This window comes from Streptomyces sp. NPDC031274 (assembly GCF_055570235.1).
In genome coordinates this window covers 1,123-15,649 of the sequence record NZ_JBVIHP010000059.1, presented here as the reverse complement: position 1 = coordinate 15,649, position 14,527 = coordinate 1,123, and the positions used below count along the sequence as shown (strand labels likewise).

At 71.5% G+C, this 14,527-nt stretch carries 6 protein-coding genes and 1 pseudogene; 6 read left to right on the top strand and 1 reads right to left on the bottom strand.

Annotated elements, in window-relative coordinates:
* Window positions 1-15: 15 nt before the first annotated feature.
* Window positions 16-6,816: pseudogene (locus ACZ5CR_RS43305) on the top strand (SDR family NAD(P)-dependent oxidoreductase); the annotation flags it as partial.
* An 84-nt stretch (window positions 6,817-6,900) separates the two neighbouring features.
* On the opposite strand, the gene ACZ5CR_RS43300 reads toward ACZ5CR_RS43305, so the two are convergent.
* The gene (locus ACZ5CR_RS43300; protein WP_468868630.1) at window positions 6,901-8,469 is read right to left on the bottom strand and encodes an ArnT family glycosyltransferase; all 1,569 of its coding nucleotides are present in this window, start codon (window positions 8,467-8,469) and stop codon (window positions 6,901-6,903) included.
* 262 nt (window positions 8,470-8,731) lie between these two features.
* Here ACZ5CR_RS43300 and ACZ5CR_RS43295 point away from each other — a divergent pair, with 262 nt between their 5' ends.
* The 5 genes from ACZ5CR_RS43295 (at window position 8,732) to ACZ5CR_RS43275 (ending at window position 14,424) form a co-directional block, all read left to right on the top strand.
* Window positions 8,732-10,168: a class I adenylate-forming enzyme family protein gene (locus tag ACZ5CR_RS43295; RefSeq protein WP_468868627.1), complete on the top strand. Its 1,437-nt coding sequence runs from the start codon at window positions 8,732-8,734 to the stop codon at window positions 10,166-10,168.
* 61 nt (window positions 10,169-10,229) lie between these two features.
* The gene (locus tag ACZ5CR_RS43290; RefSeq protein WP_468868625.1) at window positions 10,230-11,198 is read left to right on the top strand and encodes an ACP S-malonyltransferase; all 969 of its coding nucleotides are present in this window, start codon (window positions 10,230-10,232) and stop codon (window positions 11,196-11,198) included.
* Window positions 11,198-12,469 carry a cytochrome P450 gene (locus ACZ5CR_RS43285; protein ID WP_468868622.1) on the top strand — a complete coding sequence of 424 codons (1,272 nt, stop codon included), beginning with the start codon at window positions 11,198-11,200 and terminating at the stop codon, window positions 12,467-12,469. Before ACZ5CR_RS43290 ends, ACZ5CR_RS43285 begins: the two co-directional genes overlap by 1 nt.
* Window positions 12,470-12,514: 45 nt before the next feature.
* Entirely contained in the window at window positions 12,515-13,633 is a 1,119-nt protein-coding gene (locus ACZ5CR_RS43280) for an agmatinase family protein (RefSeq protein ID WP_468868618.1), read from the top strand.
* A 41-nt stretch (window positions 13,634-13,674) separates the two neighbouring features.
* Window positions 13,675-14,424, top strand: coding sequence for a thioesterase II family protein (locus tag ACZ5CR_RS43275; protein ID WP_468868614.1), 750 nt, complete (start codon window positions 13,675-13,677; stop codon window positions 14,422-14,424).
* Window positions 14,425-14,527 lie beyond the last annotated feature (103 nt).

The window sequence follows — 14,527 nt, the reverse complement described above, 5'->3', positions numbered from 1 at the left end:
GGTGCGTTGGTGCCGATGAAGCTGGATCCCGAGGCGTTGCGGGTCCAGTTCGCGGGCGGTGAGGTTCCCCACCTCTTCCGCACCCTCGTCCGAGGCACCGTACGCAAGGCGGCGAGCACGGCGATCGCGGCGCCCTCCGGCGGCCGGGGGGAGCAGACCCTCGCGGAGCGCCTCGCCGCTCTCGATGCCGATGAGCGGGGGCAGACGCTGGTCGACCTCGTGCGCGCCGACATCGCCGCCGTGCTCGGCTATCCCTCGCCCGACTCGGTCGACGCCACCAAGGCGTTCAAGGAGCTGGGCTTCGACTCGCTCACCGCCGTCGAACTGCGCAACCGCCTCAACGCGGGCACCGGACTCCGCCTGCCCGCAAGCCTCATCTTCGACTATCCGACCCCCGCAGCTCTCGCCCGGCACTTGGAGACCGAGCTCATCGGGACGCTCCCCGAGAGCGCCTCGTCGAGCGCCGCTCCGGCCGCCTTGCGCACCGGCACGCAGACCGACGACGAGCCGATCGCCATCGTCGCGATGAGCTGCCGCTACCCCGGTGGCGTGCGGACCCCCGAGGACCTGTGGCACATGGTCTCGTTCGGTGAGGACGGCCTCTCCGGCTTCCCCACCAACCGGAACTGGGACATCGACGCCCCCGCCGACCTCCAGGGTGATGAGGGACCCGCGTACATCACGACCGGCGCCTTCCTGCACGACGCCGATCAGTTCGATCCGGCGTTCTTCGGCATCAACCCGCGCGAAGCCCTCGCCATGGACCCCCAGCAGCGGCTCCTCCTCGAGACATCCTGGGAGGCCTTCGAGCGCGCCGGGATCGTTCCGGCGACGGTGCGTGGCAGTGCGACCGGAGTGTTCGTGGGCATGTCGTCGCAGGGCTACTCGGCGACCCTGAACGGCGCCGAGGGCGTCGAGGGCTACGTCATGACCGGGGACGCGGCCAGCGTCGCCTCGGGCCGCCTCTCGTACTCCTTCGGCCTCGAGGGCCCGGCCGTCACCGTCGACACGGCCTGCTCGTCCTCCCTCGTCGCGCTGCATCTGGCGGTACGGGCGCTGCGTCAGGGTGAGTGCACGATGGCCCTCGCGGGCGGAGCGGCCGTCATGCCGACGCCCACCTCCTTCGCGGAGTTCAGTCGCCAGCGCGGCCTCGCCCCCGACGGCCGCTGCAAGTCGTTCGCTGCCGGCGCCGACGGCACCGGATGGGGAGAAGGCGTCGGCATGCTCGTCCTGGAGCGCCTCTCCGACGCACGCCGCAACGGGCACCAGGTCCTCGCGGTGGTACGCGGTTCGGCCGTCAACCAGGACGGTGCGAGCAACGGCCTCACCGCCCCCAACGGCCCCTCCCAGCAGCGCGTCATCCAGGCCGCCCTCGCCGACGCGCAGCTGGCGACGCGGGACGTCGATGCGGTGGAGGCGCACGGCACCGGCACCATGCTGGGCGACCCGATCGAGGCGCAGGCCCTCATCGCGACGTACGGCAAGGACCGCCCGGCCGAACAGCCTTTGTGGCTGGGCTCGTTGAAGTCCAACATCTCCCACACGCAGGCCGCCGCCGGTGTCGCCGGCGTCATCAAAATGGTGATGGCGATGCGGCACGGCGTACTGCCGCAAACCCTCAACGTGGATGCGCCGACACCCGAGGTCGACTGGTCGGCCGGTGGCGTCGAACTCCTCACCGGCAACCGCGCCTGGCCCGAACGCGAGGGAGCTCCGCGCCGCGCGGCGGTCTCCTCCTTCGGTATCAGTGGCACGAACGCACACGTGATCGTGGAGCAGGCCCCGGAGGGGCAGATCCCGGATGGGCAAGGGCCGGATGCCGAGCCCGCCCAGTCTGCTCAGCCCGCCGGGCCACAGGTGGTGGCGGGGGCGGTGCCGCTCGTACTGTCCGGGCGTACCCCGGACGCCGTACGAGGCCAGGCCGCCCTGCTACGGGCACACCTTCTCGAACGTGAGGAGGCGGACCTCACCGCCGTGGCCCGGTCCCTCGCCGTGACCCGGTCCCGTTTCGAGCACCGGGGCGTCGCTCTCGGCGCGGACCGCGAGGAGCTGCTCGCCGCACTCGACCGGCTCGCGCAGGGCGACACGAACGCCCCCGGCGCGATCGAGGGCCGCGCGGGAGCAGGCGTGACCCGGCCCGTGTTCGTGTTCCCGGGGCAGGGGTCGCAGTGGGCCGGTATGGCCGTGGAACTCCTGGAGTCCAGTCCGGTGTTCGCCGCGCGGATGGAGGAGTGCGCGGACGCGCTGTCGGCGTTCGTCGACTGGGACCTGTTCGAGGAACTGAACGGCGACCACTTCGACCGTGTCGACGTCGTCCAGCCGGTTCTCTTCGCCGTGATGGTGTCGCTGGCCGCCGTGTGGCGTGCGGCGGGTGTCGAGCCTGCCGCTGTCGTGGGTCACAGCCAGGGTGAGATCGCCGCCGCCTGCGTGGCGGGTGCGCTCTCCCTCGAGGACGCCGCCCGCGTGGTCGCCCTGCGCAGTCAGGCGATCCTCGAACTCTCGGGCAAGGGCGGCATGGTCTCCCTCGTGCTGCCCGAGGACGAGACGAGGGAGCTCCTGGCGGAATGGGGCGACCGTATCTCCGTCGCCGCCGCCAACGGGCCCTCCCAGGTGGTGGTCTCGGGCGAGCCCGAGGCCCTGCGCGAGCTGGTCGCGCACTGCGAGCAGCGGGACATTCGTGCTCGTACGATCCCGGTGGACTACGCCTCACACTCCGCGTACGTCGAGGCGATCGAGAGCCATCTGGCGAAGGTGCTCGCCCCGGTGACACCCCAGGCGCCGCAGATCCCGGTCTTCTCGACCCTGACCGGTGACTGGCTGGAGCACGCCGACACCCCGATGGACGGGGGCTACTGGTACCGCAACCTCCGCCGTACGGTGCTGTTCGAGCAGGCCACCCGAGGCCTCCTCGCCGAGGGCCACAACCTGTTCCTGGAGATGAGCCCGCACCCCGTCCTGACCGTCCCGGTCCAGGCCACCATCGACGACACCGACCAGTCCACCGCCGCCACCCTCGGCTCCCTGCGCCGGGACGAAGGCGGAGCCCGCCGTCTCACCCAGTCGATCGCCGAGGCGCACGTCAACGGCGCCGAGCTGAACTGGACGAGCCTCTACCCCGCGGCCCGCGACCGCACCGTCGACCTGCCCACCTACGCCTTCCAGCGCCAGCGCTACTGGCCACAAGCGGCCGCCCCCGGTGCCGGGGACGTCACTTCGGCCGGGATCGAGGCGGCGGGACACCCGCTGCTCGGCGCGTCCGTGGAGCTTGCCGACTCGGACGAGCACGTCCTCACCGGGCGACTCTCCCTCCGTACGCACCCGTGGCTGGCCGACCACGCGGTGGCCGACACGGTGCTGCTGCCCGGAACCGCGTTCCTGGAGATCGCGCTGCGGGCCGGGGACGAGGTCGGCTGCGGCTTCGTCGAGGAACTCACCCTGGAGGCGCCGCTGGTCGTGGCAGGCGATGCGGCCGTGACCCTGCAGGTCTGGCTCGGCGCCCCGGACGACTCCGGGCGGCGCGCGGTGACGGTGTCCTCGCGCGCGGCGGGCGCCGCAGGAGGCGTCTGGACCCGGCACGCGAGCGGCACCCTCGGGGCGTCCGACGTGTTCGGTGCTCACGACGACCTGACCGTCTGGCCGCCGGCAGGGGCCGAAGCTCTGGACGTCGAAGGGTTCTACGACCGCCTCGCGGAGACCGGGCTCGGCTACGGCCCCGCCTTCCAGGGGCTGCGCGCCGCCTGGCGGGGCGGTACGGACGGCATGGACGACACGGGCAGCGGGGACGCGGCGGATTCCACCGTCTACGCCGAGATCCACCTCCCTGAGACCGAGCACCGTGACGCCCAGGCGTACGGCCTGCACCCCGCGCTCCTCGACGCGGCCCTGCACGCCGTGGCCCTCGCGCCCTTCGAGGACGCCGACGGCGTGCGCCTGCCGTTTGCCTGGAGCGGCGTCTCACTGCACGCGGAAGGCGCCACGACCCTGCGGGTCCGCGTCACGCGCTCCGCGACCGGCGACGGTGTGGCGCTGCTGCTCGCCGACGACACCGGCGCCCCCGTGGCCCGTGCGGACTCCCTCGAACTGCGCCCGGTCGACGCCGGGCAGCTGCGCGCGGCGTCCGGAGCGGGCCACCACGACGCGCTGTTCCGCGTCGAGTGGACAGCCCTCCGGGCCCCGGCCGCGCCGACCGAGCTCTCGTGGGCGGCGATCGGCCCCGACGAGCTGCGGGTGGCCGCGGGCCTTGCCGCGTCCGACGCGGGTGCGGCCGTGGACAGTTACGCGGACCCGGCGGCGCTGCGTGCGGCGCTCGACGCGGGTGCGCCCGTGCCCGGGACGGTCCTCGTCTCGTTCGCCCCTGGCTCAGACGCGGACGTCGCGGACACGGCACGGGCAGGGCTGCACCGCGCTCTCGATCTGATCCAGGCGTGGCTCGACGACGAACGCCTCGCCGAGTCCCGCCTCGTCCTGGTGACCCGGGGCGCGGTGTCCGTCGACGGCGGCGACGTGCAGGACCTCGCGCACTCCGCGCTGTGGGGCCTGACGCGCTCGGCGCAGTCGGAGAACCCCGGCGGCCCCGGATTCGTCCTCGTCGACCTCGATGACTGCTCCAGCACAGACCCGGAGGCCGCAGGCAGGGTCCTGTCCACCGGACTTGCCCTGGACGAGACACAGTTGGCGGTACGGGGCGGCGAACTGTACGCACCCCGCCTGGTCTCGGCGCCCGCTCCGAACGCGACGGCTGCCCCGGATGAGGTGGCCGCCCCGCTCCTCGACCCCGAAGGCACCGTCCTGATCACCGGCGCGACCGGCACCCTCGGCGCCCTTGTCGCCCGGCACCTGGTGGCCGAGCGCGGTGTCCGGCACCTGTTGCTCACCAGCAGGCGCGGCCCGGACGCACCCGGTGCCGCGCAGCTCGTCACCGCGCTCGAATCCCTGGGCGCCGACGTGCGGCTGGCGGCCTGCGACGCGGCGGACCGCGACGCGCTCGCCGCCACCCTCGGCACGGTCCCGGACGCGCATCCGCTCACCGCGGTCGTGCACACGGCTGGGGTCCTCGACGACGGGATGGTCGGCTCCCTTACGCCGGAGCGCATCGACGGGGTACTGCGCCCCAAGCTGGACGCGGCCCTCAACCTCGCCGAGCTGACCGAGGGAGAGAACCTCGCGGACTTCGTGCTGTTCTCCTCGGCGGCCGCCACCTTCGGCGGCCCGGGGCAGGGCAACTACGCGGCGGCCAACGCCTTCCTCGACGCGTTCGCGCACCGCCTGCGCGCCAGGGGAGTCCCGGCCACCGCGCTCGCCTGGGGTCTGTGGGCCGAGAGCAGCGAGATGACCGGGCACCTGGACGCGACGCAGCGCGGCCGGATATCACGCGGCGGAGTCCTGCCGCTGACCTCGGCGGAAGGCCTCGCGCTCTTCGATGCGGGACGTACGTCCGGTCTCGCGCAAGTCCTCCCCGTACGCATGGACCTGGCGGCGCTCCGGGCGGGTGCGCGGTCGGGGGTGCCGCCGTTGCTGCGGCGTCTGGTGCGGGTCACGGGCCGGCGCACCGCTGTGGGCGCGGCGCCCGCCGTCGCGGGGGCTCAGGCCCTACGCCGCCGCCTTGCCGCGACGGACGCGACCGAACGGCCCCGCGTCCTGGCCGCGTTGGTGCGGGAGGAGGCGGCGGCGGTCCTCGGCCTCGAACCGGCGGAGCACGTCGAGGACGAGCGCGGCTTCCTGGAGATCGGCTTCGACTCCCTCACCGGCGTCGAGCTGCGCAACCGCCTCATGGCCGCCACGGGCCTGCGCCTGCCCGCGACCCTGGTCTTCCAGAACCGCACCCCGCGGGCCCTCGCCGAGCGGCTCGCGGAGCAGCTGGGGGAGCAGCCGGTGGAGGCGGTGCCCGTAGGGGACGAGTCCCCAGGCGACGTACAGCAGGGGCAGTGGACCGGGCAGCAGGAGAAGGCCCCCGCTCGCCACCAGGCCCCCGCCGCTCCTACCGCCCCCCGTCCCGCCACCGGCCTCGCCGAGCTGTACGACGAGGCGGCCCGGCAGGGCCGCGCCGACGACCTGATCCCGGTCCTTCGGACGATGGAGCGGTTCCGGGCCTCGTTCACCGACGAGTCCGAACTCGCCGAGCCCCGGGCCTCGTTCCCGCTGTCCAGGGGCCCCGAGCCGGTCGGAGTGGTCCTGTTCACCTCGTACATCGGCCGCTCCAGCGCGTACGACTACGCCCGCTTCGGGACGTACTTCCGGGACCGGAGGGACGTCAGCGTCATCACCCACCCGGGCTTCCTGGAGGGGGAGTTGCTGCCCGCGGACAAGGACGCCCTTGTGCGGCTGCACGCGGACACGGTGGAGCGCGACGCGGGCGGCAAGCCGTATGTGCTCGCAGGGCACTCGTCGGGCGGGCTCGTCGCGCACGCCGTGGCGCGGGAGCTGGAGAGCCGGGGCGCGGGACCGGCCGGTGTGGTCCTCGTCGACACGTACGTGGACGAGGCGGCCCTCGGTGACATGGCCGCCGCGATGGGCCGGCAGCTGAGCGACCGCTACGACAGCGTGCCGGGCGCGGCGGACAACGACTGGGGCGACGCCTGGGTCACCGCCATGGCCCGCTACATGTTCCTCGGTCTGCTGCCGGAGCCCCTGAAGGCACCGACGCTCCTGGTGCGGGCCGGTGAGCCGATCATGGAGTGGACGCAGGAGTACGACTGGCGGCCCGCCTGGAAGCTGGAGCACACCGCGGTCGACGTGCCCGGCAACCACTTCACGGTCATGGAGGAGCACTCGCGGAGCACCGCGCGGGCCGTGGAGGAGTGGCTGGACCGGCTCTGACCGGCTGCTCGTGACGGCCTGCACATGACGAAGGCCCCGCCCCCTTGTGGGGGGCGGGGCCTTCGTCATCGAGGCCGGAAAAGGTCAGGAAAGGTGCCCGTACCCGGGCCAGATCTTCGACCACGGCTTGCGCTGTCCGTCCAGGACCCACACCGGCACGCCGTCGACGTAGCTCTCGCCCTCGCCACCCGCGACGGTCGCGGCCTTGCGGATCTGCGAGAAGTACGGCTTGAGCTTCGCCACGTCCGTGCCCACATACAGGACGGGGCCCGAGGAGTCCGGCGGCGACCCGAGGTACCAGTAGCCGCGGTGTCCGCTGTACGCGGACGGCAGGCCGCGATCGGCGCCGAAGTAGTCGACGGCGCCCGCCTCCTCGTAGTACTGCGTGACGACGACGGCCCGCTTCCGCTCGTCGGCGGGCAGGCCGTCGTGGGCCTTCGCGACGGCGTCGATCAGGTGCGGCCAGCGCAGCGTCTCGGCGGACATCGGGTTGTTCTCGGGCTGCTCGGTCTTCGTCACCTGTGAGACGGGATAGACGGGCAGCGAAAGGGCGAGCGTCACCAGGGCGGTCACGCCGAACGCCGGCCAGGAGGCGAGCCACCGCCACCAGCGCTTGCCGCCCCCGCTCTCGAGGGCCACCGCGCCCGCCGCCCACAGGGGTGCGAACACGCCCACCACGTAGGCGGGTCGGCCCCCGGTGACGAGGAACAGCGCGGTCAGACCGAGGAACGTCCACGCGAGGAAGCGATAGGGCGCGAGGTCGGGGGAGCGCAGGAGGCGGATCAGGCCGTAGACGAGGACGACGGTGAAGACGCCGCCGGACAGCACGATCAGATAGGGCAGGAAGCCCGCACGGCCGCCGAGGATTCCCTCGGCGTCGAGTACCGAGCGCATCTCCAGCTGTGGCCAGCCGTTCCGGGCCTGCCAGACGAGGCCCGGCACCGAGGTGACGACGGCGACGGCCGCGCCGATCCACAGCGCCCTGCGCCGCAGCAACTCGCGCGGTCCTGCGGCGAACAGGCTCACGGCGAGCACGATCCAGAACCCGACGATGAGGTACTTGCCCTGCAGCGCGACGGCCGTGACCAGGCCCGCCCACAGCAGCAGCCGGTCGTCGCGGGCCCGCACCCAGCGGACGAGCAGCCAGTTCACCACCGTCCAGAGGAACAGGTCGACGGCCATCGTGGACAGCGCGTGCCCGCTGATCAGAACGGCCGGGGCGAAGCCGTAGGCGGCGGCCGTCAGGAGCTGTGCGCGACGCCGGCCGCCGAACTCTCGGGCGGTGAGGGCCGCGACGAGGACACCCGCCACGGTGAGCAGCGCGGGCAGCAGCCGCAGCGCGAACAGCGAGCCGCCGGAGATCGCGTCGATGGTGCGGGCGAGCAGCGGCAGGAGCACCGGCTGGTCGGCGTACCCCCAGCTCAAGTGCTGCCCCGCGCCCAGGAAGTAGAGTTCGTCGCCCTGGAATCCGTACCGCGTGCTGACCAGCAGCAGCGCGAGGCCGGACGCGCCCGCGACCGCGCCGGCCCAGCGTCCGGCGAACGGCGGCAGACCGGTGGAGTGCTGCTCCGGGGCGGCCGACGTGGATTCTTCGGTGCGCGCCGTGGATTGCGCCGCGCCCTGCACTTCGTCTATTTCTGTATGCGCCGTCATATCCGCCGCCCTGCGGGGGAAAGGCGGCGGGCCTGCCGGTGTGTGGAATTCACCAGAACCTCCGCGGTTATGTAGACCGGTACAGGCTCGAAGGTAGTGCCTGGGGTGGGGGTCAAGTCCATGCGGCAGGGCGGTAAGTGGGCAGCTCAGGGGCGCTAGGGGATAGATAGGGGTTCTGTTCGAAGCTATGGGCGAATAGCTTTGCCGTGCTCGACATTTTCGTGCCTGCTGATTCTCAGAACCGGGAAAGGGGGCGGCTCCGATGACACCGAGCATCTTCACGGGGGATTCGGCGCGGACCTTCGCTGAATTCGAACAGGACACATTGCGGGTCGCGATGGTTCTGCGGGCTGAAGGTATCCGCCCGGGAGACCGGGTACTTCTCAAGGCCGGCAATTCGGCGGCGTGGCTCAACGCGTTCTTCGCACTGATGCATGTCGGCGCCTCGATCGTCCTCGTCGACCAGCAGGAGCACGCCAAGGAGACGGCCCGCATCGTCGGGCGCACCCGCGCGCGCCTCTGTCTGTACGACGACGACGCGCCCGTGCCCGCCGATCAGGACGAGGCCGTCTACCTGTACAAGCTGCTCGTCGAGGCCGCGGGCCTCGTCCCCACCGAGACAGCCCTCGACTTCACCGCGTGGTGCGCACTCCCGGACGGACTGATCATGTGGTCCTCCGGTTCGACCGGCACTCCCAAGGGAGTGGTCAAGAACGGCGGCCGCTTCCTGGAGAACCTGCGCCGCAACGCCACACACATGGGCCACGGCCCCGACGACGTGCTCCTGCCGCTGCTGCCCTTCGCGCACCAGTACGGCCTGTCGATGGTCCTGATCGCCTGGCTCGCCAAGTGCTCCCTCATCGTGGCGCCCTACCGGCGGCTCGACCGCGCCGTCCTCATGGGCGGCCAGTGCGGCGTGACCGTCATCGACGCGACGCCCGCCACCTACCGCAGCATCCTCAACCTCGCCCGCCGCAAGGCCGAGGTGGCGGCCGCTCTCGGTGGTGTCCGCATGTTCTGCAGCGGCGCCGCGCCCCTCGACCCGGCCCTGTCCGACCAGTACGGCGACTTCTTCGGCCACCCGCTGCTCGACAGCTACGGCAGCACGGAGCTCGGCAACATCGCCTTCGCCACCATCGACGACCCGGTCGCGTGCGGCCGTGTCATGGACGGCCTCCAGCTGCTCGTCTGCGACGACGATGGCAACCGGCTCCCGGCCGGGGAGCTGGGCGAGATACTCGTCAACACCCCTGACATGATGGCCGGTTACCTCGCCGAGGACGGCACCCTCGCCCCCGTCGAGCAGGGCTGGTACCGCACCGGGGACCTCGGTCACCTCGACGCGGACGGCAACCTCTTCGTCGCGGGCCGCAAGCTCGCCGTGCACCGCATGGGTTACACCCTCTACCCGGAGATCATCGAGCGTAAGGTCGCCGCCGCGGGCTGCGCCACCAAGGTGATCGCGCTGCCCGACGAGGCGCGCGGCGCCGAGCTGGTCTTCTTCGTCGAGGACCCCGCCGACCGGCCCACCGCACACTGGCGCGCCCTCATCAAGGACGCCCTGCCCGCGTACGAGCACCCCAACCGGATCGTCGTCATCGACAGCTTCCCTCTCAACCGCAACGGCAAGCCGGACCGGCGAGCCCTCGAACAGCGCGCGGCGGAGCGCAGCGAGCCTGAACTCGCCGCGTCCGCGTGACAGTGCACTCCAGCCCCAACCAGCTTCGACCCAGCACGCAGGTACCCGTGAGGACCCCCCGATGACGACCGAGCCGACCGAGCAGAACGAGCCGCCCCGCAGTGCCGTGGTGTTTCCGGGCATGGGGCCCGCGCGCTTCACCGACGTGGGCAAGTTCATGATGATCGACCCCTTCGTCCGTAAGCGCCTTGTCGAGGCCGACGAGGCGCTCGGCCGCTCAGTCCTCGACGGATTCCGTGCCGAGGGCGACGACTTCGGTGTGTTCGCGCAGATCGCGTTCTTCGTCAACTCCCTCTCGCTGGCCGACCGGGCCCGCGAGACCCAGGGCCTCGACCCGGACTACTGCGTCGGCTTCAGTTTCGGACAGAAGGCCGCCGCGGCCTTCAGCGGCGCCCTGCCGTTCGCCGAAGCCGTCCGTCTCACCGCTGAACTCGCCAGCTGTGAGAGGGAGTTCTTCGAGGAGCAGCATCAGGAGCTGGTGACGCTCACCATCACCCGCGTACCCGAAGAGGAACTCAGCGAGGTCCTCGGGGAGCTCACCGAGCGCGGTGAGTTCCACGAGATCTCCGGCTACCTCGACGAGGGCATGTGGATGATCACGCTCCGGGAGCCGGTGCTCGAGTCCTTCCAGCGGCGCATCAGTGCCATCGGCGGCTACTCGCTCTACTCGATGAAGCCGCCCGCGCACTGCCGCGTCCTGACCGACCTGCGCGCGCGGGCCGAGGAGAAGGTGCTCGCCGGGTTCGAGATCGGCGCCCCCGAACTGCCGGTCGTCGCCGACCACGACGGCTCCCTGGTGACCACCGCCGAACAGCTGCGCACCATGCTCCTCACCACCTTCGACCACCCCGTCCGCTGGCCCCCCGTCGTCGAGACGCTGCGGGCGCGGGGGGTGGGCACCGTCCATGTCACCGGACCCGACCGGCTCATCCACCGACTGGACTCGACCACCCGCAGCTTCGAGGTCGTGGCGCTCGGGCCGCAGCAGGCGCTCAGGCCCGCCAGGACCGCCTCTCGCAAGGAGCAGTGATGGCCACGCTGATGGACAGCAGGACGGCCGGCCTGAAGTTCAGCGCCAAACTCGGCGCGACCCGCGCGTTTTTGCGCGCCTTCGGTCTCTTCGGTGACCCGTTCACGCGGCTTCTGCAGGGGCAGCAGGACCCGTATCCGCTGTATGCGGCGGTACGGAAGAGGGGCCCACTGCACCGCAGCCACCTCGGCACCTGGGTCACCGGCAGCCACGAGCTGGGCAGTCGCATCCTGCGGGACCGCTCGCTGTTCCTCAATCGCCAACAGGGCGGTGTGCCCGGCCACGAGCTGATGGACGAAATCCCCTGGGACAGCTCCATCCTCGGCCTCGATCCACCCGACCACACCCGCCTTCGCCGTCTCGCGCAGCCCGCCTTCGGGCCGAAGATGATCAGCAAGTACCGGATCTCGGTGGAGAAGCTCTGCCACAGCCTGCTCGACAAGGCTGCCGCCTCCGACAGCTTCGACCTCATCGAGGACTTCGCCGGTCCGCTGCCGCTCCTCGTCATCGGCGAGCTGCTCGGCGTTCCGGAGGAGTACCACGACCGGTTCATCCACGCCGGCCGGAAGGTCGGCCCCGTCATCGACGGCGTCAAGTCCCTCAAGATGGCACGGGAGTTCAGGGCCGCCGTCGACGACCTCGACCAGGTCTTCACCGAGCTGATCGCGCTGCGCGCCCAAGAGCCCGGCGACGACCTCATCAGCCGGCTCACCGCGGCCAAGGGCGAAGGCAAGCTCACCACGGAGGAACTCCTCGCCTTCTGTACCGTGCTGGCCGTCACCGGCTTCGAGACCACCACCAATCTCATCGGCAACGCCGTCCTCGCCATGACCGGGGACCGCGCCCAGTGGAATCTCCTGCGCGACGACCCGGACCTCGCGCCACGCGCGGTCGAGGAGACCCTCCGCTACGACTCGCCCGCCCTGCAGGCACAGCGTGTCCCGCACGAGGACATCGCCCTGCACGGCCACCACATCAGGGCCGACAGCTCTGTGGTCGTCCTCATCGGCTCCGCCAACCGCGACCCCGAGGTGTACACCGAGCCGGACCGCTTCGACCTGACCCGTGAGAACCCCGCCGAACACCTGTCGTTCTCCGGTGGCATGCACTACTGCATCGGCGCCCCGCTGGCGCGCATGGAGGGCGAGACGGCGCTCCGCGTCCTGGTGGACCGGCTGCCCGACCTGCACGTGACGGGCCCGGTGGCGCGCCGCAGCTCGCCCGTCATCAGCGGCTGTGTCCGTCTGCCGGTCGCCGCGAAGCCCCGCTGACCTTCCCGTACGACCGCGTATGAAACCCCGTATCCGAGGAGAGAGATGAGCGAGACACCCGAGTCCGAGGCCTGGCGGCGGGAGGTCGATCGCTCCACCTTCCCCCGGCGCGAACCCGGCCCGATCGACCTGCGCCGCTACTACGTGCAGCCGTCCTACTCGGGCGTGCCCACCTTCATGGGCGTGCCCCTGGCCCTGACCCAGGAGGACCTGCGGGCCGGCGGCGTCGACGTCGCCGTGGTGGGCTGCCCGGTCGACGTCTCCAGCGGGCACCGCGGCGCCGCGTACGGGCCGCGCGCCATCCGTGCCGACGAGCGGTACCTGTACAGCACCCCCGAGGGGTTCGTGCACTCCGCGACCCGCGTCAATCCGTTCAACGTCCTCAAGGTCGTCGACTACGGGGACGCGGCCGTCGACCCCTTCGACATCACCCGGTCCATGGAGCCCATCCGCGGGCTGGTCCGGGAGATCGCCGAAGTGGGCGCGAAGCCCGTCGTGCTCGGCGGCGACCACTCGCTGCTCTGGCCCAGCGTGGGCGCCCTCACGGAGGTGCACGGCCGCGGCTCGATCGCCGTCATCCACTTCGACGCCCACCCGGACTGCCACGAGGAGCTGTTCGGACACCGTGCCACTCACACCACGCCGATCCGCAGACTGATCGACGAGGAGATGGTGCCGGGCCCCAACATCATCCAGGTCGGCATCCGCACCATTTCCGGCCCCGACGACCAGCTCTTCAACTGGATGCGGCGGGCCGGGATGCGCTCCCACTTCATGGCCGAGATCGAACGCATCGGCTTCCCCGCCGTGATCGACAAGGTCATCGAGGAGGCCCGTGCCGTCGCCGACCACGTCTACCTCTCCCTGGACATCGACGTCCTCGACCCGGCCTTCGCGCCCGGCACCGGAACCCCGGAACCCGCGGGTCTCACCACCCGCGAACTCTTCACCGCGCTGCGCCGCATCGCGCACGAGACGAACCTGGTCGGCATGGACGTCGTCGAGGTCGCCCCGCACCTGGACGCGGGCTACTCGACGGCCATGAACGCGCGTCGCGCCGTCTTCGAGGCGCTCACCGGGCTCGCCCTGAACCGGATCAAGATCTCCAGCAAGAACTACGCGAACCCGATCGTCGCCGGTGAAGTCCGCTTCCCGCTCGGCTAGCCGGGCGTACGGCCCCTGATGACCATGGATGGAACACCCTCATGACGACAGTTGCCTCCGCCGGCCTCTGGGTCCGCGGCTACCACCCGGCTCCGGACGCCGAGCGCCGCCTGGTGTGCTTCCCGCACGCGGGCGGCTCGGCCAGTTTCTACTTCCCCGTCTCCCAGGCGCTGAGCCAGGTGGCGGACGTCAGCGCACTGCAGTACCCGGGCCGCCAGGACCGGCACACGGAGAAGGGCATCGACACCATCGCCGAGCTCGCGGACCGGGCCGCCGAGGCCCTGCGCGCCCTCGACGACGAACGCCCGCTGACGTTCTTCGGCCACAGCATGGGAGCCGTCCTCGCCTTCGAGGTGGCCCGCCGCTTCGAACAGGACGGGCGCGGCCCCGTGCACGTCTTCGCCTCCGGCCGCCGTGCCCCCTCCACCCATCGCCCGGAGAACGTCCACCAGCGCGACGACGACGGCGTCATCGCCGAGATGCGCAAGCTGAGCGGCACCGACCCCAGGGTCCTGGGCGACGAGGAGCTGCTGCGCATGGTGCTGCCCGCCATCCGCAGCGACTACACCGCCATCGAGACGTACCGCGCCGAGCCCGAGACCCGCATCGGAGCCCCCGTCACCGTCCTGGTGGGCGACGACGACCCGCGCACCAGCCTCGACGAGGCACGGGCGTGGGAGCGGCACACCACGGGCGCCTTCGACCTGAAGGTGTTCCCGGGCGGCCACTTCTACCTGACCGACCAGGCCCCGGCCGTCATCCAGCTTCTCAAGGCGCACCTCGCCGCGTAGACAGCACGACAAGTGGGGGGGGGGGGGGGGGGGGGGGGGGGGGGGGGGGGGGGGGGGGTTGTTGTTTTTTTTTTTTTTTTTTTTTTTCTCTTTCTTTTTTTTT